This window comes from Pinisolibacter sp. (assembly GCF_036782435.1).
Lineage (GTDB): Bacteria > Pseudomonadota > Alphaproteobacteria > Rhizobiales > Ancalomicrobiaceae > CALBKH01.
Genome location: NZ_DAIPZB010000019.1, coordinates 61,819 through 78,296 on the forward strand (window position 1 = coordinate 61,819; position 16,478 = coordinate 78,296).

The window sequence follows — 16,478 nt, forward strand, 5'->3', positions numbered from 1 at the left end:
TTAGGATAATGTGCCCCTATGACCGAGCGAAATTCTAATGAAGTCCAGGTCGTGAGACGACTTATGGGCGATCTCTAGGCATTGTAAATCCTGCGTACCCTTCAGGATTTGCCTAGTTTCAATTACAACGACTCGCTCATTGCCTACTTCTTGGGTTCGCTCGCGCTGTCGGGAACCGCACCCGAAATCCACGAAGCCGTGAATAGTCTCAAGCGCCTCGGCCTCATTACCATCGAACGGACCGATCCTCTCGTGGTCTTCACGCTCTCGCAGAAAGGCAACGACGCTGGGAAAGGCCTTCATCGTGGTCGAGGCCTTTGGTTCGAGTCCCCGACGAAGGGCCACCACCGTTATCCGGTCGACCGATCAAGCAGCGCCGATGGTCCTCCGTGCCCCTGCTCTCTCCTCGTGCTCGAAGGCATCGGCGAACTGATCGAGCTCTCTAGCGGTCATCCCGATCTCCCGCCCGATGTCACGCCATCGCGAAACCGCTTCCTCCACTTGCGCGAGGACCGTCACGGCCGTGTCGCGCGACATCCGGAAATACGGCAGCACACTCATCAAGCCGTCGACCCGCGCCTCCGGTCCGACCTCCTCGGAGATCCAGGTCTTCAACTCGCGCGCCCGTTCGGGAAAGGGATTGACGTCGAAGGCGGGAGCCAGGCGCCACAGGCCGCCATCGACATGCAGAAAGCCGTGGTTGTGGAGGTGATCGTCGACGTTGGTGACGAGGATGGAGAAGGCAATCCGGCGCCAGAGCTCCTCCGTGTCGGCCTGCGGTGCAATCCCGTGTGCCCTCAGCGCGTCGACGATCTCAGTGTAGCTGTGCTCGGCCCCCTCCCCTTCTTCTGCGCCGATCATAGTGGCTGCGGAGACGTACATCGAGCGGCCACCGCCGGCCGGCCGATCGAACCGGCGGATCAGAGCGATCGACTGCCCTTCGCTCTCGACGAGCCTGCCGACGGCAGCATCGATGCCGGCGGCGGCGGCGAGCCTCAGAGCCAGAATCTCGCCCTTCGTCACCGCTCGATCGTCGGCGACGCTCGGGAACTTGCCGATCGAAAGGGTACCATCGTCGTCGACCACGGTGCATTTCGGGCGCAGGCCGCCGAGAGAGGTTCCCCGCCCTCTGAGATAGGCAAGATCGGCCGCCGTCTCCTCGTTGGCTTCGACCGCTCGCGACGCCGACAGAAGGGCGCCGAGTTCCACGAGCGGAGGAACGGTCCGCCTCCCCTCCTCGGGAGCTCTCTGGAAGACGCCATTCTCATCGGCGAAGCGCAGAGCCCCGACGCGCGCGACATCGTCCACCGCCAGCAGAAAATCCAGAGAGGACAGGGCGACGGCCGCAACCTCCCTCCCCTCTCGTCTCGCCTCCTGCCGTCGTTTGGCGTGATCGCGCAGGATGACGCGCCGGGCCCAGCCATCCGGCTCGGTATCGGCGATCGCGCCGTGAAACAGCGAACCGCCTCGACCGCGACGATGAAACTGCGGGCCGGCGACGAGCGGCAGGGTCGGATCGATGGCGAAACCGCTTCGGTCACCGAGCCACGAGGCGGCATATTGGAAGGCCGCCGTTTCACGGGCACCCTGACCGTCGTGATGCAACAGCCCGACGTCGCGGGCGTTGTCACCGATGGCCACTCGGATCGAGCGTCTCATAGGGGCACCGCCGTCTTCTTCGGACGAACCCTCTTCGGCAGCCGCTCCGCCTCGAGCATCAACCCGGTTTCGTCCGTGCCGGGATCGATGAGATCAGCAAACCCGGTGGGATGTCCGAGCGCGAAGAGCGCCATCGCATAGGCTCCGATCGAGACCGCGGGATCACCTTTTTCGAGCTTGCCGTAGGTGCCACGCGCCACGCCGATGCGTTCGGCCATCATCGCAGTCGTCAAGCGCCGTTTACGCCGTGCCGCCGCGATGTCGCCACCGAGCTTGGCCAATCCGGAGCGAACCTTTCCGGGCAGGGAATCGAGGGACGCAGATCGCATTTCATGTCTCGTCGGTTGATCGAATTCACGCGATAATGTTCGAAATATAAGCCATTACCGAATCACGTTCCATCCCATCAACGTCATGGAGCGTTGGTTTCCCGAGCTCTATCCTGGTCGGTGAAAGACCGGCGCCACACCGATGGAGAACGCCAGTGTCCCGTGCCGATGACATCGCTCGCATTCGGATCGTGCTTCTCGACGTCACGCCGCAGATCTGGCGAACGATCGAGGTTCCTTCGACCGTCAGTCTGCGTGGCCTGCACGACGCGATCCAGGCCGTCGTCCCCTTCGACAATCGTCATCTCTTCCTGTTCGAGATCGGCGACCGCCGCTACGGCATCCCCGACCGAGAATGGGGTGACGACATGCGGGACGCCAAGAACATCAGGATCGGAGCTTTGATCGACCGAGGAGTGACCGAGCTCACCTACGTCTACGACTTCGGGGACGATTGGCGGTTTCACCTCACGATCGAGGAGGTTCTGCCAGTCGTCGAGGGAGAGAGTTACCCCCGTCTCGTCGGCGGCGCTCGACGAGGACCGCCGGAAGATGTCGGCGGGTTTCCCGGTTTCGAAGAGTTCCTCTCCGCCATGCAGGATCCGACCCACGAGCGTCATGCCGAGCTGTCTCGTTGGTACGGCCGCCCCTTCGATCCCGAAGAGGTTAATCACGCGGAGATCGCCGTTCGCATGGCCAAACTCGTCCGGCGCCGCGAGATCGGCAAGGCATCCCACGCGAAGAACCGCAAAAAGGAAAACACACCACGAGTTCCCTGACCGGGTGAACCGTGACTTCTCTGCCAGGCCGACGATCGAAACCTCCCATCGGAGCTTGCCCGGCCCTCACGCCCTCGCCTTTTCGCGCTTCCTGCTGCCGATCAGCGCCATCAACATCGGGCCGAGGCTGAAGCCGCCCTCCTCCGCCTTGCGGGTCAGGCTGCGCAGATAGCCGCCGGCCGATGCGATCATCGCGTGGCGCTGCAGGATCGCCGCGACGACGACCGCCGCCTGAACCTCGCCGAGGATTCCCCTCGCCTCCTCCCAAGCGCTCGGCGAAATCCCGAGCATCGGCCGCACCACGGTTGCGGTGGCGAGGAAGTCGCGCCAGCTGGAGATGCCGTCTCGGGCATAGTCGATGATGTCGGGACAGGCCTGGAGCACCATCCCCAAGGGGAAGGCCCCTTCCGCAAGTTTGGGCGCTCGTGGTTCGATCTCTGCCCTCGCCGCCCTCACTTCTTGGAAGCGAGGTTCAAGTTCAGTAGAGGGGTGTGGGTTTGAATTCTGTATGTGACGCTCATTTTGAGACTCATCGGCGCTCGTATTCTCGTCTTTTCCATGCATTTCCAACAGCATGAACACATCGTCGGCGAGCGTCGAGAGATCCTCGGCGATCCCTTCGAGATCGGTGAGCCCGGCATTGCGCGGCATGGCCTCTACGATCGAGCGGAAATGGGCGTGAACCTCGTTCCAATCGGTAGGCCCCCTGCCCTCTCGCCGCGTCGGGACGCCCTCCTCAAGGCCGGTGGCGATCATCTTGGCGATGTCGCGGCGGCAGATGGTGATGCGCTCGCGCGCCAGCCGCAGCGCCCGATCGGCGGCGCGGACGTCCTCGGCCAGGCTCTCGATCTCTTCGGCGCGGGCGACGAGCGGCGTCAGATCGAAGCCGAAAGCCTGATCGATCTCTCCACCCTCCCCTTTGCGGGCGTAGCGCTTGCCGTTGGGGCTGTCGCGGCGGACGATGAGGCCGGCGTCGACCAGGCCGGCGATGTGCCGACGCAGCGTCGCCGGCGCCATGCCGTGTGCCCGGAGCGCCAGCTGTCGGTTCGACGGCCACACCACGAGCTTGTCACCCGACAGCGTCGTCTCCGGATGGAAGCTCAGCAGCGCGTCGAGCACCGCCAGCGCCCGCTCGGAGACCCCGAGTCTGGCTTTGGCAGTGCAGATCGAACGGAAGACCTCCCACTTGTGGACAACCTTTTCCGGGGCTCGCGCCTCCGCCTTGGACTGCGCTGCCACATGGGCAAGCGTCAGCGATCGCCCTCCGAAGGGCGTTCTGGACTGATAGGGCTGCATGATGCCTTTGCCTTTGTTCGGGCAAAAAAAATCTGCTCGCCGAAACGGCGTGGAAAACGCTTGACGGTGATTCCCGGAAATGCGAATCTCTAGTTGCTACACGAGAGAAGGGCTTCCGGAACGGTCGTTTCGGGGGCCTTTTTTCTTTGCGTCACTCTCCATTTTGGTTCGACGAATTCTCCTGCCGGAACGCCTCATAGAAGCGATCGAGATTGGCAGAGAGAAAGGCTCCGAAGGCAGCCGCCTCCCCGCTTCGCGCTTTCAGCGCCAGCGTGAATTTGCGTCCGTCTTCGATGATTTCCGCAGCCAGCGCCCCGTCTCGAGGACTCCAACTGCGACGGTCCAGCGAACGACGAGGCGTCACCGCATTGGATGCCTTCACCCGCGCGATCAGCGTATTGAAGCGCTCTTCGTTCGGCAGGCTCCGAAAGTCGCTGTCCGCAACGACCTCCAGAGCAGCCTCCAGTCTCGCTGGCTTCTCGAGAAGCTGCTTCAATTCGTACCAGCGATCGCGGCCGATCCCCTTGGCTCGCCCGAGTGCGGAGAGAACCTCGGACGGAAGGGTCGCCACGGACAACATCTTCGACAGGGTCGCCTTGTCGATGGACAACGCGGCGAGGACGACGGCGTTGTCGCCATCGTACTTAAGTCGGCAGAGCGTATCGGCGAAGACAGCCCGTTCGATAAAGGTCAGGTTGGCGCGGGCTGAATTCTCTTGGCCTTGCGCGACGACATGGTCCTTGTCAGAGAGCGCCTTTACGACGGCCCTCACCTTCCGCCCGAGCAGCCGAGCGGCCTTCAGACGCCTCCGGCCGAAGACGACCATGTAACGTCCGACGGCAGTCGGATGCGGGCGGACGAGAATGGGACTATCCTGCCCGCGCTCGCGAATGGCCTCGACGAGTTCTTGGAACTCGACTTCGTCATCCTCCAACCGATCCCGCACGAAGGAGGCATCGACGAGCTCGGGATCGAGGTCGACAATCGTTTCTCCTTCGGCGAGCCGATCGGCCTGTGCCGCCAATTCGCCGATCGAGCTGATGATCGACCGCGACGCTCCCTTGATGGTGTAGTCGAGAGCCGGACGCTCCGCCTCCGGCGCGCTTTCATCCATCAGATTGGCAAAAGGGTTCTTGCGAGCCATGGCGTCAGACCTGCATCCGATTGAGAGGGCAGGGGATTTCCCCGCTTTTGACGGCCGTCAACATCACAGCCGCCCCCATGCCTGGTGGATGAGGCCCTGGACCTCGAAATTGACGGCATCCATGCACTCGATGGCACGATCGTAGGTATCGCGATTGAAGTTCGACCGTTCGACTTCGTAGAGCGTCTGCTTGGTCAGACCCGCATCCGAAATAGCCGTCGACTTGAGCATGGGGCTCTTCAGGATTTCGCCGGCGAGCATGGAATGCATGAAGCCGAGCATCTGAGCCTGTGGCACATCCGTCGGTTCGTAGCGTGTGATCAGATAGCGCAGCCAGTCCATCTTCACCTCGGCCCCCGCCTTGCGGATGGTCTTGACGATGTTGCCGAGCATCAGAAGAAACTGGCTCATCGACATGAGATCCAGCATCTGCGGGTGAACCGTTATGAGGACGGATGTCGCCGCCGTCAGAGCCGTCAGCGTCAGGTACCCGAGCTGCGGCGGACAATCGATCAACACCACGTCATAGCGGTCGTCGACGTCTGCGAGTGCGGCGCCGAAACGCGTGAAGAAGCGCCGCCCTTCACCGCTTCCCTGCATGGCGAGCGGCGTGTCGTACTCGTATTCTTGGAGTTCGAGATTGGCCGGAATGATGTCGAGTAAGGGAAAGTTGGTCGGTAGGATGACGTCGGAGATCGGCTTGCGTGCCCCGTCGTAGCGGATGGTGTCGTAGAGCGAGGGATTGCGATCGAGTTCGGGCTGGAACCCGTGCAACGCCGAAAGCGACGCCTGCGGATCGAGATCCACCATGAGAACTCGGTGCCCGGTCAGCGCCAGATGTTGAGCGAGATGAGCCGTCGTCGTCGTCTTGCCGGAACCGCCCTTGAAATTGACGACGGCGATGACCTGCAGCTTCTCGCCCGGCTTTCGCCACGGGACATACTTCTTCGCGTCCGAGCGACCGTTCTTGTCGAGATAGTCACGCAGCTCCGCCATCTGCGCTGCCGTGTAGAACCTCCGACCGCCGGAGGCGATCTGAGGTTCGGGTCCTTTCCCTTCGAGGTGAAGTCGCTTCAAGTTGTTCGGACTGACCCCGAGATAGTGGGCAACCTCCGCCATGGCGAACAGTCGAAGCTTCTTCTTGGCATCCGGCGGGAATTTTTCCTGACGTAGCTGATCCAGCTTGCGGGAGATTTCAGCCCCCTGCATCAGGATCTTGTCGTCGAATTCGAATGAGGGGAGCGGGAGCATGTCGCCTTCCACCTGTCGAGAAAATGGCGCCAGAAACGGGGATCTGGCCGTGTTGGCGCCAGTATGTGCGATTCTCATGGGCAGGCAAGGACTTAATGGTTAACGAAAACTTACCGGTCGCCCCGCGCTCCCTGACGGCATCGAATCGCATTCCCGAATCTTTGCGCCAGTTCCGCAAGTTGCCGCCGAATATCGCCCGATTCTCCGCTTGACCGAACCCGTCGAAATTGACGGGGAAACGTCAGACCGATCGCAACTCGAGACCCAACACCGACGACGATCTTCGGACCTGCGAATCGACGACTACACCCCGTCAAATTCGCCGGTCTGACGCCGCGCGCCATCCGTGCTCCCCTTGGCTTCGTTCCAACGAACCGAGGGACCGAGCCATGCGAGCCGTAGCGATCTCGAACGCCGACACCGATCACGCACGCGATCTGATTGATCAGATGCATCGGTTGCGCGCCCGCATCTTCGGCGGACGCCTCGGTTGGAACGTCCGAATCGAAGAAGGGAAGGAGCTCGACGAATACGATCGGCTCGGCCCCACTTACATCCTCGCGATCACGCCGAGCGACACCGTCGTCGGATGCGCCCGACTTCTGCCGGCTACCGGCCCGACCATGCTGGAGCGAACCTTCCCACAACTGCTCGACGGCCGGAAGCTCCGCACCCATCGCGGCGTGATCGAGGCCTCGCGCTTCTGCGTCGACACGACCACCGGCTCGACGGTCTCGTCACGGACGCTCCATCAGGCGACCCTGACACTCTTCGCCGCGGTCATCGACTGGTCGATGGCCAACGACTACCGCGAGATCGTGATGGCGACCGACGTCCGCTTCGAGCGGATCCTGCAGCGGGCGCACTGGCCGATGCGACGGCTCGGCGAGGTTCGCCTGATCGGCGAGACCATCAGCGTCGCGGGAACGCTTCCGGCGGATCGGATCAGCTTCGAGAAGGTCTGCCCGCCCGGCTATGCCTCCGAGTTCGGCGCCCACGCCGCCGTCGCGGCTTGAGACGGCGGGTTCGGCATGGCTCAGGCGCGCTCCCATCCCCGATTGGTCCGCAAGCTCGAAGAGGCGCTCGGGCCGCTGCTCCGCGCCGCACTCGAAGACCCGTCGGTCGTCGAGATCATGCTCAATCCCGATGGGCGGATCTTCGTCGAGCGGTTGGGGGAGGGGATCCGTGAAGCCGAAACCATGCTCGCCGGCACCGCCGAGATCATCATCGGCAGCGTCGCCCACGCGCTCCAGTCGGAGGCCGACGACACACGCCCGATCGTCTCTGGCGAGTTGCCGATCGGCGGACACCGCTTCGAGGGGCTGTTGCCGCCGGTCGTCGGCGCCCCGACCTTCACCATCCGCAAGCGGGCGTCGCAACTGATCGCGCTCGATGCCTACGTCGCCTCGGGCGTGATGAGCGAAGGGCAGGCGGATGCCTTGCGCATGGCCGTCTCTTCCCGCCGCAACATCGTCGTCTCCGGCGGCACGGGATCGGGCAAGACGACGCTCGCCAATGCGGTGATCGCCGAGATGGTCCGCATCGCGCCCGACCATCGCCTGGTGATCCTCGAGGACACGGCCGAGATCCGCTGCACTGCCGAGAACGCCGTCGCGCTCCACACCTCCGACACCGTCGACATGGCGCGCCTCCTCAAATCGACGATGCGGCTGCGTCCCGACCGCATCATCGTCGGCGAGGTGCGCGACGGCGCCGCCCTGACCCTGCTCAAGGCCTGGAACACCGGCCATCCCGGCGGGATCACCACGGTTCACGCCAACACCGCGGCTTCCGCCCTGCGCCGGCTCGAACAGCTGACGGCCGAAGCGAGCCGGCAGCCGATGCACGAAGTGATCGGCGAGGCCGTCGACCTCGTCGTGTCGATCGAACGAACCCCGACCGGTCGACGCCTGCGCGAGATCCTCGAGGTCGAGGGCTTCGTCGATGGCCACTACCAGACCCGCCCTCTCTCAACCGAGGCAAGACGCCATGTCGCCTGATCGAACCTGCACGCTCGTTCTCCTCTCCCTCTTCTTGGTCGCCTGCACCGCCGGCCCGGCGTTCGCCTCGAGCGGCGGCAGCCTGCCGTGGGAGAGCCCGCTTCAGCAGATCCAGCAGTCGATCACCGGTCCGGTCGCCGGCTTCATCGCGCTGGCGGCCGTCGCGGTCGCCGGCGGCATGCTGATCTTCGGCGGCGAGCTCAACGATTTCGCGCGGCGGCTGATGTACGTGGTGCTCGTCGCCGGCATCCTGCTCGGCGCCTCCCAGATCGTCGCTCTGTTCGGCTCGACCGGCGCTTCCATCGGCGTGAGTGACGAGCGGGCAGGGGAGGGAGCGTGATGGCCGAGATCACGTCCTCGCTCGAGCGCACGCGCATTCACCGGGCGCTGTCGCGTCCCAACCTGCTGCTCGGCGCCGACCGCGAGTTGGTGCTGGTCACCGGGCTCGCCGCGGCGATCCTGATCTTCGTGGTGCTGACCTGGACCTCGGCGCTCGTCGGCTTCCTCCTCTGGACGATCGTCCTCGGAATCCTGCGGATGATGGCCAAGGCCGATCCGCAGATGCGGGCGGTCTATGCCCGCTACATCCGCTATCGGCCGATCTATCGGCCGACCTCCACCCCCTGGCGTCGCGCGTGAGGTCCGACATGGTCGCGCTCCGCTCCTTCCGTCCTTCCGGCCCGTCCTTCTCCGACCTGGTGCCCTATGCGGCCCTGGTCGAGAACGGCGTCATCCTGCTCAAGGACGGCTCGTTGATGGCCGGTTGGTACTTCGCCGGCCCCGACAGCGAGAGCTCGACCGACTTCGAGCGCAACGAGGTCTCCCGCCGGATCAATGCCATCCTGGCGCGGCTCGGATCCGGTTGGATGATCCAGGTCGAAGCGGTGCGCGTCCCGACGACCACCTATCCGGCCCGAGAGGCCTGCCGGTTTCCCGATCCCGTCAGCCGGGCGATCGACGACGAACGGCGGATCCGCTTCGAACGCGCGAGCGGTCACTTCGAGAGCCGACACGCGATGATCCTGACCTGGCGTTCGGCTTCGCCGCGCAAGGCCGGGCTGGCGCGTTTCGTCTATGCCGACGACGAGAGCCGCACCGCGAGCTTCGTCGACACCACACTCCATTTCTTCCGCACCAGCATTCGCGAGGTCGAGCAATATCTCGCCGGCGTGCTGTCGATCCGCCGGATGGTCACCCGCGAGGTGAGCGAAGCGAGCGGCCTCCGTGTCGCGCGCTATGACGAACTCTTCCAGTTCGTCCGCTTCGCCATCACCGGCGAGAACCACCCGGTCCGTCTGCCGGCGATCCCGATGTATCTCGACTGGTTGGCGGTCGCAGAGTTCCACCACGGGCTCGGACCGCTGGTCGATCATCGCCGTCTGGCGATCGTCGCCATCGACGGTCTGCCGGCGGAGAGCGCCCCCGGCATTCTCAACGCCCTCGACCTGATGCCTCTCACCTATCGTTGGTCGAGCCGCTTCATGTTCCTCGACGAGCACGAGGCGCGCGAGCGTCTGGAGCGGACGCGGAAGAAGTGGCAGCAGAAGGTCCGGCCGTTCCTCGACCAACTCTTCCAGACGGCGAGCCGATCGCTCGATCAGGATGCGGCTTCGATGGTCGCCGAGACTGAGGACGCCATCGCCGAGGCCGCCTCGGGTCTCGTCGCCTTCGGCTACTACACCGCGGTGATCGTGCTCTTCGACGAAGACGAGGAGCGGCTGCGCGACAAGGCCGAAGCGGTGCGCCGCCTGGTCCAGTCGGAAGGCTTCGGCGCCCGGATCGAGACGCTCAACGCGACCGAGGCCTTCCTCGGCAGCCTGCCCGGCAATTGGTACTCGAATGTCCGCGAACCGCTGATCAGCACGCGCAACCTCGCCGATCTGATCCCGTTGAACTCGGTCTGGTCGGGAGCCGAGGTCGCGCCCTGTCCCTTCTATCCCGAGGGTTCGCCGCCCTTGATGCAGGTGGCGTCGGGCTCGACGCCGTTCCGCCTCAACCTCCATGTCGACGACGTCGGCCACACCCTGGTGTTCGGGCCGACCGGATCTGGCAAGTCGACGCTGCTCGCCCTCATCGCCGCGCAGTTCCGTCGCTACGACGGCGCGCAGGTCTTCGCTTTCGACAAGGGCGGGTCGATGTTGCCGCTGACGCTCGCCGTCGGCGGCGACCACTATGACATCGGCGCCGGGGCAGGGGAGGGGGCTCTCGCCTTCTGTCCCCTGTCGGAACTGTCGAGCGAGGCCGATCGCGCCTGGGCGTCCGAGTGGATCGAAACCCTGATCGTCCTGCAGGGCGTGACCGTCACGCCGGACCATCGCAACGCGGTCTCGCGGCAGATCGAGCTGATGGCGGCGGCGCGCGGCCGCTCGCTCTCCGACTTCGTCTCCGGCGTGCAGATGCGCGAGATCAAGGACGCGCTCCACGCCTACACCGTCGACGGCCCGATGGGTCAGCTCCTCGACGCCGAGACCGACGGTCTGGCGCTCGGCGCCTTCCAGACCTTCGAGGTCGAAGAGTTGATGACCATGGGCGAGCGCAGTCTGGTGCCCGTGCTCCTCTATCTCTTCCGTCGCATCGAGAAGCGGCTCACCGGCGCGCCGAGCCTGATCATCCTCGACGAGGCCTGGCTGATGCTCGGCCACCCCGCCTTCCGCGACAAGATCCGGGAATGGCTGAAGGTGCTGCGCAAGGCCAATTGCGCGGTGATCCTCGCCACCCAGTCGATCTCGGATGCCGAGCGGTCCGGGATCATCGACGTCCTGAAGGAGAGCTGCCCGACCAAGATCTGCCTGCCCAACGGGGCGGCGCGCGAGCCGGGCACACGAGAGTTCTACGAGCGCATCGGGTTCAACGAGCGCCAGATCGAGATCGTCGCGAATGCCGTGCCGAAACGTGAGTACTACGCCGTCTCACCAATCGGTCGACGCCTCTTCGACATGAGCCTGGGGCCCCTGACCCTCGCCTTCGTCGGAGCGTCGGGCAAGGCGGACCTCGCGACGATCCGATCCCTTCACGCCGAATACGGGACCGACTGGTCCCGCCATTGGCTCAAACAAAGAGGGGTGGCTCATGCCGAAACCTTGCTCCCGCCGGCGTGACGCCGGCGCAATCCTCACCGTGGTCGCGATCCTGCTCTCGCCCTACCCGGTCTCCGCCGGCGGCGGCGGGTTGACCGGCGGCGCGACCGAATGGACGCAGCTCCTCAACAACGGCGAGCTGGTCAGTCTGGTCGGCCACTCGGCGACCCAGATCGACAATCAGGTGACGCAGATCACCCAGCTCGCCGAGCAGATCCAGAACCAGCTGCGCATCTACCAGAACATGCTGCAGAACACGGCGCAGCTGCCGGCCCATATCTGGGGACAGGTCCAGAGCGACCTCAACCGCCTACAGAGCGTCGTGACCAAGGCCCAGGGGATCTCCTTCTCCATGGGCAACATCGACGACGTGCTCTCCGCCCGCTTCAAGTCCTATTCCGACTTCAAGGCGAGCCAGCCGACCGGACAGAACTTCTCCGCGACCTGGCAGAGCTGGTCGGCGACCAACCGCGACACGATCGGCGGCACCCTGAAGGCCGCCGGCCTCACCGCCGAGCAGTTCTCGACCGAAGAGGCGACCATGTCGCAGCTGCGCTCGATGTCGGAGAGCGCCGACGGGCAGATGCGGGCGTTGCAGGTCGGCCACGACATCGCCGCCCAACAGGTCGCCCAGATGCAGAAGCTGCGTGGCCTCGTCTCCCAGCAGATGACGATGATGGGCACCTGGTACCAGTCGGAACAGGCGAGCCGCGATCTCGCCCAAGCCCGCCGCGAGAGCTTCTTCGATTCCACCGCGCCCTCGACGAGCGGCGGCCAGACCATGGAGCCACGCTGGTGAGCCGGATGCGTTTCCTCCTCCTCGCCCTCGCCGTCATCGTCATCCTCGGCACCGCCGTCGGCCTCGCGCTGAAGGCCAGAGACAAGCGGACTATGGCCGAGGACTTCCTCGGTGCGCCGAAGACCTACGATACCACCGGCGGTCAGCAGATGAAGCCGCGTTGGTGAGGGGAGGGCAGGGGATGCGGATATCCAAAACGCCGATCGCGATCATCACCGCCAGCGCCTGCCTGCTGGCTGCCGCCCCGGCGCTCGCGCAGGAGGGCAGTGTTCTCACCACCCTGGAAAACCAGGTGGTGACGGCGGCGCGCGGTTGGGAGACGACCGTCATGCAGGCGGCGCGCTCGCTGTTCTGGATCCTCGCCGGCATCGAGGTCGGGGTCGCCGCGATCTTCCTGGCGATCGAGGCCGCCTCGCTCGACGGTTGGTTCGCCGCCCTCGTCCGGCGGATCCTGTTCATCGGCCTCTTCGCCTTCGTGCTCGAACAGGGCCCGAGCTTCGCCAAGGCGGTCGTCGACAGTCTCTACCAGATCGGTGCCGGTGGTGGATCGGCGTCTCCTGCGAACGTCTTCAACGCCGGCCTGAAGGTCGCCGCGACCATGTCCGACAAGGCCAAGTTCGGCCTCTTCGAGGACAACTCGCTGGCGATCGCCGCCGTCTTCGCCATGGTCGTGGTCGTCGTCTGCTTCTCGCTGGTCGCCGCGGTCTTCGTCGCCGTGATGGTCGAGATGTATGTCGGGCTCCTCGCCGGCATGATCATGCTCGGCCTCGGCGGCTCCTCCTACACCAAGGATTTCGCGGTCCGCTATCTGACCTATGCCTTCTCCGTCGGCATGAAGCTGATGGCGCTGGTGATGATCGCCCGCATCGGCTCCGACGTCCTCTTGGGGCTCGCCAACGCCTCGAGCGGGTCCGATCAGTTCGTCTCGACGCTGGCGATCGCCGGGATCTCGGTCGTCGTCTTCGTCGTCTCGATCTACGTGCCGAACATCATTCAGGGCGTGGTTCAGGGCACTTCGGTCACCGGCGGCATGGAGGCGATCCGCCACGGCGGCCAGGCCGCGTCCTTCGCCGCCGGCAGCGCCGCGCTCGTCCATGGGGGAGGGCGGGCAGCTGCCTCCGGCTATTCGGCGGCGCGCGCCGGCGGCGCCTCGGTCGGCGCCTCGGTGCTCGCCGGCATGCGGCAGGGATTCGGGTCGACCAGTGGCGCACTCGCCTCCGCCGCCCGCGATCAGGCGATCGGCGCTCCTGGGTCCTATGGCACGTCCACCCTCGGCCTCGCCAACGCCAAGCTCGATCAGGCGCGTCAGAGTGCTGCTGCCACCCGACCGACGAAACCTTGAGACGAGGAGCCGCGAGAGCGATGGCCGACGCCACCCCACCCGAGAACCCCTATCTCGCCGCGCGCCAGGAATGGAGCGAACGCTACGGCGACCATATCGAGGCCGCCCGGAGCTGGCGCCTCGTCGGCATCACGGCGCTCATGATGGCCCTGATCGGTTTCGGCTATGCGCTCTTCCAGAGCACGCAGGTCAAGCTCGTCCCCTACATCGTCGAGGTCGACAAGCTCGGGACGGCGGTCACCGCCGGCACGCCGCAACAGATCGAATATGCCGACCCGCGCGTCGTCCGCGCCACGCTCGGTGCCTTCGTCAGCAATCTGCGCTCGGTCACCCCCGACGCCGTGGTTCAGAAGCAGTACATCGACCGCACCTATGCGCTGCTGCGCACCGCCGATCCGGCGACCGAGAAGGTCAACGCCTGGTACCGGGGCAATTCCCCCTTCGACAAGGCCAAGACCGCGACCGTCGCCATCGAAGTCTCCAACATCGTCGCGCTCTCCAGCCAGACCTACCAGATCGACTGGACCGAATACGAGCGCGACCGCAAGGGCAAGGAGACGGCGAGCCGGCGCTTTCGCGGCATCGCCACCGTCACCCTGACGCCGCCGCAGGACGAAGGCGTCATCCGCCTCAATCCGATCGGCCTCTACCTCAAGGATTTCGAATGGACGGCGCAGCTGTGACCGGCCGGCTTGGAGACCTCGTCATGACCGACAACCGAACGCGCGCGCTCGCCACCGCCGTCGCCCTGATCCTCGTCACCGGCAGCAATGCGGCCTCGGCGCAGTCGATGAGCACCAATGAATCCCGAGGCGCCAGTCTCTCCGCCAAGTGGCGTGAGAGGCCCGGGCTCGTCACGCGCGGGCCTGACGGCAAGGTGATCTTCCTCTACGGCGAGGTGCAGCCCTCGATCGTCTGCTCGCCGCTCCAGGTCTGCGACATCGAGCTCCAGGCCGGCGAAGTGGTTCGCGACGCGCTCGTCGGCGACACCGTGCGGTGGAAGGTCGAACCGGCGACCTCCGGTGACGCCGGCGCACAGGCCGTTCATCTCGTGGTGAAGCCGGCCGAGCCCGATCTCGTCACTTCGATGGTGGTGACCACCTCGCGCCGGACCTATCACCTCCAGCTGAAGTCGCACCCGACCCAGTACATGGCGCGGGTCGGCTTCGACTACCCGGAGGACGTCGGCGCACGCATGGCGGCAGTCAACGCCCGCATGGAAGCCTCGACGCTTCCCGGCGCCGGCGTCCCGGCCGAGCAGTTGAACTTCGGCTTCTCGATGAGCGGCAGCGCCTCGTGGCGGCCGACCCGGGTCTATTCCGACGGGACGAAGACCTACATCCAGTTCCCGTCGACCCTCTCGGGGACGGACGCTCCGGTCCTCTTCGTCGTCTCGGGCGGCGACAACCGCATCGTCAACTACCGCATGAAGGGCGACCTGATGGTCGTCGACTACGCCATCGACCGGGCGATCCTCGTCTCCGGGGTCGGATGGAGCCAGGAGAAGATCACCATCGCGAGGGGAGGGTGATCATGCGAGACCGCAACAGCCTTGCCCGCCTCGCCGCAGTGGCATGCCTCGTCCTGCCGATCGCCGCCTGCCAGACCTTCGGGACCGAGGGCCTGATCGCCAGTTCGGCGCCGGCGGAGCTCCCGAGCACGACCGCCGACACGATCGCTCGCGACCTCGCGAGCAAACTCGTCGAGCACATCGGTCCCGGTACGGGAACCATCCTGCTCGCCTCCACCGAAGCGCCCTTCGCCTCGGCCCTGGAATCCGCCCTGCAGGCCAAGGGCTACGCGGTCACTCGCGGCGGCTCGGCAGGGGAGGGGGCTTCGATCCCGCTCGCCTATGTGGTCGATCGCGGCGATGGCGAGGTCCTGGTGCGGCTTTCGACCAAGACCCTCGATCTGACGCGGACCTATCGCGAGACCCCGGCCGGGGCCGTGCCGTCGAGCCCGGTCTCGCTTCAGCGGCGCGGGTAGGGGAGGGGGTCATGATGCAGTCTCTAGATCTTTCCGGTCACCAACAACCGAAGATCCGCCGGCTCAACCGGTTGCCGATCGTCATCGGCCTGGGTCTCGTCGTGGTGTTTCTCGGGGTCGTCTTCTGGGGCTTGTCGAGCCGCGGATTCTACGGCCGCGGTCCCGCCGGCCCGGAAATCGGCGGACGGGGCGGTTCGGCCTCGAGCTTTGCCGACCAGATGAAACGCGGCGTCGCCGACGGCATCATCGGCGAACCGGCCGATGCCCAGCCTTACCTGCCGGCGCCCGTCGCAAAGCCGGCGCCGGACAAGCCGACCAATCCCTTCGTGGTGAAGCCGCTGGTCGAAGCTTCCGAACGTCCCCCGACCGAGCCGGACAACGCCTGGCGTGCGAGGTTGGAGCGCGAAGGGCAGGAACAGCTCTTCCGCGAAGCCCAGCGCGAGCGCATGGCGCGGGTGCAGGCGGCGAGCACTGCCAACGACTCGCCACTCGCCCTCGATCTGAAGAAGTTGCAGAGCGCGACGAGCGGGCAGGGGGGACGAGCGACGGACGCCTCGACCGCCAAGGCCGGCTCGGCCGCCGATCTCTACGCCACCGCGCTGAAGGCCGGCATCACGGGGCAGACGACCGACCCCAACGGACAGAAGGCCAAGGAGGAGTTCTTCAACCAGGACCTCAAATCGCTCGGCTATCTCCCATCCCGCGTCGTCGGCCAGACCTCACCCTTCGAACTGAAGCGCGGCTCGGTGATCCCCGCGACACTCGTCTCCGGCATCAACTCCGATCTTCCCGGCCGCATCATCGCGCAGGTCGGCC

The 16,478-nt window shown here is 65.4% G+C and carries 17 protein-coding genes and 1 pseudogene; 13 read left to right on the forward strand and 5 right to left on the reverse strand.

The window, feature by feature from the left end; all coding sequences use genetic code 11:
• Nucleotides 1–366: 366 nt before the first annotated feature.
• Both V7Q42_RS10270 and V7Q42_RS10275 read right to left on the reverse strand, forming a co-directional pair.
• Entirely contained in the window at nt 367–1,641 is a 1,275-nt protein-coding gene (locus tag V7Q42_RS10270; protein WP_333823945.1) for a type II toxin-antitoxin system HipA family toxin, read from the reverse strand.
• A 14-nt stretch (nt 1,642–1,655) separates the two neighbouring features.
• A complete protein-coding gene (locus V7Q42_RS10275; RefSeq protein ID WP_333823946.1) occupies nt 1,656–1,940 on the reverse strand; it encodes a helix-turn-helix transcriptional regulator in 285 nt (94 codons plus the stop codon).
• 203 nt (nt 1,941–2,143) lie between these two features.
• Between V7Q42_RS10275 and V7Q42_RS10280 the strand changes: the two genes are divergently transcribed.
• A complete protein-coding gene (locus tag V7Q42_RS10280; protein WP_333823947.1) occupies nt 2,144–2,767 on the forward strand; it encodes a plasmid pRiA4b ORF-3 family protein in 624 nt (207 codons plus the stop codon).
• A 66-nt stretch (nt 2,768–2,833) separates the two neighbouring features.
• Here V7Q42_RS10280 and repC read toward each other — a convergent pair whose 3' ends face one another.
• From repC to repA, 3 genes are all read right to left on the reverse strand, one after another.
• Entirely contained in the window at nt 2,834–4,063 is a 1,230-nt protein-coding gene (gene repC, locus V7Q42_RS10285; RefSeq protein ID WP_333823948.1) for a plasmid replication protein RepC, read from the reverse strand.
• A gap of 151 nt (nt 4,064–4,214) precedes the next feature.
• The gene (gene repB / locus V7Q42_RS10290) at nt 4,215–5,207 is read right to left on the reverse strand and encodes a plasmid partitioning protein RepB (RefSeq protein ID WP_333823949.1); all 993 of its coding nucleotides are present in this window, start codon (nt 5,205–5,207) and stop codon (nt 4,215–4,217) included.
• A gap of 63 nt (nt 5,208–5,270) precedes the next feature.
• Entirely contained in the window at nt 5,271–6,458 is a 1,188-nt protein-coding gene (gene repA / locus V7Q42_RS10295) for a plasmid partitioning protein RepA (protein WP_333823950.1), read from the reverse strand.
• A gap of 389 nt (nt 6,459–6,847) precedes the next feature.
• Here repA and traI point away from each other — a divergent pair, with 389 nt between their 5' ends.
• The 12 genes and pseudogenes from traI to V7Q42_RS10355 form a co-directional block, all read left to right on the forward strand.
• Nucleotides 6,848–7,474, forward strand: coding sequence for an acyl-homoserine-lactone synthase TraI (traI, locus tag V7Q42_RS10300; protein WP_333823951.1), 627 nt, complete (start codon nt 6,848–6,850; stop codon nt 7,472–7,474).
• Nucleotides 7,475–7,489: 15 nt separating this feature from the next.
• Nucleotides 7,490–8,458 carry a P-type conjugative transfer ATPase TrbB gene (trbB, locus tag V7Q42_RS10305; protein ID WP_333823952.1) on the forward strand — a complete coding sequence of 323 codons (969 nt, stop codon included), beginning with the start codon at nt 7,490–7,492 and terminating at the stop codon, nt 8,456–8,458.
• Nucleotides 8,448–8,798: a TrbC/VirB2 family protein gene (locus V7Q42_RS10310; RefSeq protein WP_333823953.1), complete on the forward strand. Its 351-nt coding sequence runs from the start codon at nt 8,448–8,450 to the stop codon at nt 8,796–8,798. The genes trbB and V7Q42_RS10310 overlap by 11 nt, the downstream gene beginning before the upstream one ends.
• Entirely contained in the window at nt 8,798–9,097 is a 300-nt protein-coding gene (locus V7Q42_RS10315; RefSeq protein ID WP_333823954.1) for a conjugal transfer protein TrbD, read from the forward strand. The genes V7Q42_RS10310 and V7Q42_RS10315 overlap by 1 nt, the downstream gene beginning before the upstream one ends.
• Before the next feature lie 8 nt (nt 9,098–9,105).
• On the forward strand, nt 9,106–11,556 hold the full coding sequence (locus V7Q42_RS10320; protein WP_333823955.1) for a conjugal transfer protein TrbE: 2,451 nt from the start codon (nt 9,106–9,108) through the stop codon (nt 11,554–11,556).
• Nucleotides 11,528–12,334: a P-type conjugative transfer protein TrbJ gene (trbJ, locus tag V7Q42_RS10325; RefSeq protein ID WP_333823956.1), complete on the forward strand. Its 807-nt coding sequence runs from the start codon at nt 11,528–11,530 to the stop codon at nt 12,332–12,334. Before V7Q42_RS10320 ends, trbJ begins: the two co-directional genes overlap by 29 nt.
• A 5-nt stretch (nt 12,335–12,339) precedes the next feature.
• Complete coding sequence (locus tag V7Q42_RS10330; protein WP_333823961.1) at nt 12,340–12,501, forward strand: DUF2749 domain-containing protein; 162 nt, start codon at nt 12,340–12,342, stop codon at nt 12,499–12,501.
• Nucleotides 12,502–12,515: 14 nt separating this feature from the next.
• A complete protein-coding gene (gene trbL / locus V7Q42_RS10335) occupies nt 12,516–13,676 on the forward strand; it encodes a P-type conjugative transfer protein TrbL (protein WP_333823957.1) in 1,161 nt (386 codons plus the stop codon).
• A 20-nt stretch (nt 13,677–13,696) separates the two neighbouring features.
• Nucleotides 13,697–14,359: a conjugal transfer protein TrbF gene (locus V7Q42_RS10340; protein WP_333823958.1), complete on the forward strand. Its 663-nt coding sequence runs from the start codon at nt 13,697–13,699 to the stop codon at nt 14,357–14,359.
• Nucleotides 14,360–14,382: 23 nt separating this feature from the next.
• Nucleotides 14,383–15,207 (forward strand): P-type conjugative transfer protein TrbG, encoded by an 825-nt coding sequence (gene trbG, locus V7Q42_RS10345; RefSeq protein WP_333823959.1) that lies wholly within the window; start codon nt 14,383–14,385, stop codon nt 15,205–15,207.
• 2 nt (nt 15,208–15,209) lie between these two features.
• Nucleotides 15,210–15,662, forward strand: coding sequence for a conjugal transfer protein TrbH (locus V7Q42_RS10350; RefSeq protein WP_333823960.1), 453 nt, complete (start codon nt 15,210–15,212; stop codon nt 15,660–15,662).
• Between the two features lie 11 nt (nt 15,663–15,673).
• A pseudogene (locus V7Q42_RS10355) lies at nt 15,674–16,478 on the forward strand (IncP-type conjugal transfer protein TrbI); the annotation flags it as partial.

Coding starts and splice junctions, on each gene's coding strand:
- repC (WP_333823948.1), bottom strand. CDS start 4,063: ATGCAGCCCTATCAGTCCAGAACGCCCTTCGGAGGGCGATCGCTGACG.
- repB (WP_333823949.1), bottom strand. CDS start 5,207: ATGGCTCGCAAGAACCCTTTTGCCAATCTGATGGATGAAAGCGCGCCG.
- repA (WP_333823950.1), bottom strand. CDS start 6,458: ATGCTCCCGCTCCCCTCATTCGAATTCGACGACAAGATCCTGATGCAG.
- traI (WP_333823951.1), top strand. CDS start 6,848: ATGCGAGCCGTAGCGATCTCGAACGCCGACACCGATCACGCACGCGAT.
- trbB (WP_333823952.1), top strand. CDS start 7,490: ATGGCTCAGGCGCGCTCCCATCCCCGATTGGTCCGCAAGCTCGAAGAG.
- V7Q42_RS10310 (WP_333823953.1), top strand. CDS start 8,448: ATGTCGCCTGATCGAACCTGCACGCTCGTTCTCCTCTCCCTCTTCTTG.
- V7Q42_RS10315 (WP_333823954.1), top strand. CDS start 8,798: ATGGCCGAGATCACGTCCTCGCTCGAGCGCACGCGCATTCACCGGGCG.
- V7Q42_RS10320 (WP_333823955.1), top strand. CDS start 9,106: ATGGTCGCGCTCCGCTCCTTCCGTCCTTCCGGCCCGTCCTTCTCCGAC.
- trbJ (WP_333823956.1), top strand. CDS start 11,528: ATGCCGAAACCTTGCTCCCGCCGGCGTGACGCCGGCGCAATCCTCACC.
- V7Q42_RS10330 (WP_333823961.1), top strand. CDS start 12,340: ATGCGTTTCCTCCTCCTCGCCCTCGCCGTCATCGTCATCCTCGGCACC.
- trbL (WP_333823957.1), top strand. CDS start 12,516: ATGCGGATATCCAAAACGCCGATCGCGATCATCACCGCCAGCGCCTGC.
- V7Q42_RS10340 (WP_333823958.1), top strand. CDS start 13,697: ATGGCCGACGCCACCCCACCCGAGAACCCCTATCTCGCCGCGCGCCAG.
- trbG (WP_333823959.1), top strand. CDS start 14,383: ATGACCGACAACCGAACGCGCGCGCTCGCCACCGCCGTCGCCCTGATC.
- V7Q42_RS10350 (WP_333823960.1), top strand. CDS start 15,210: ATGCGAGACCGCAACAGCCTTGCCCGCCTCGCCGCAGTGGCATGCCTC.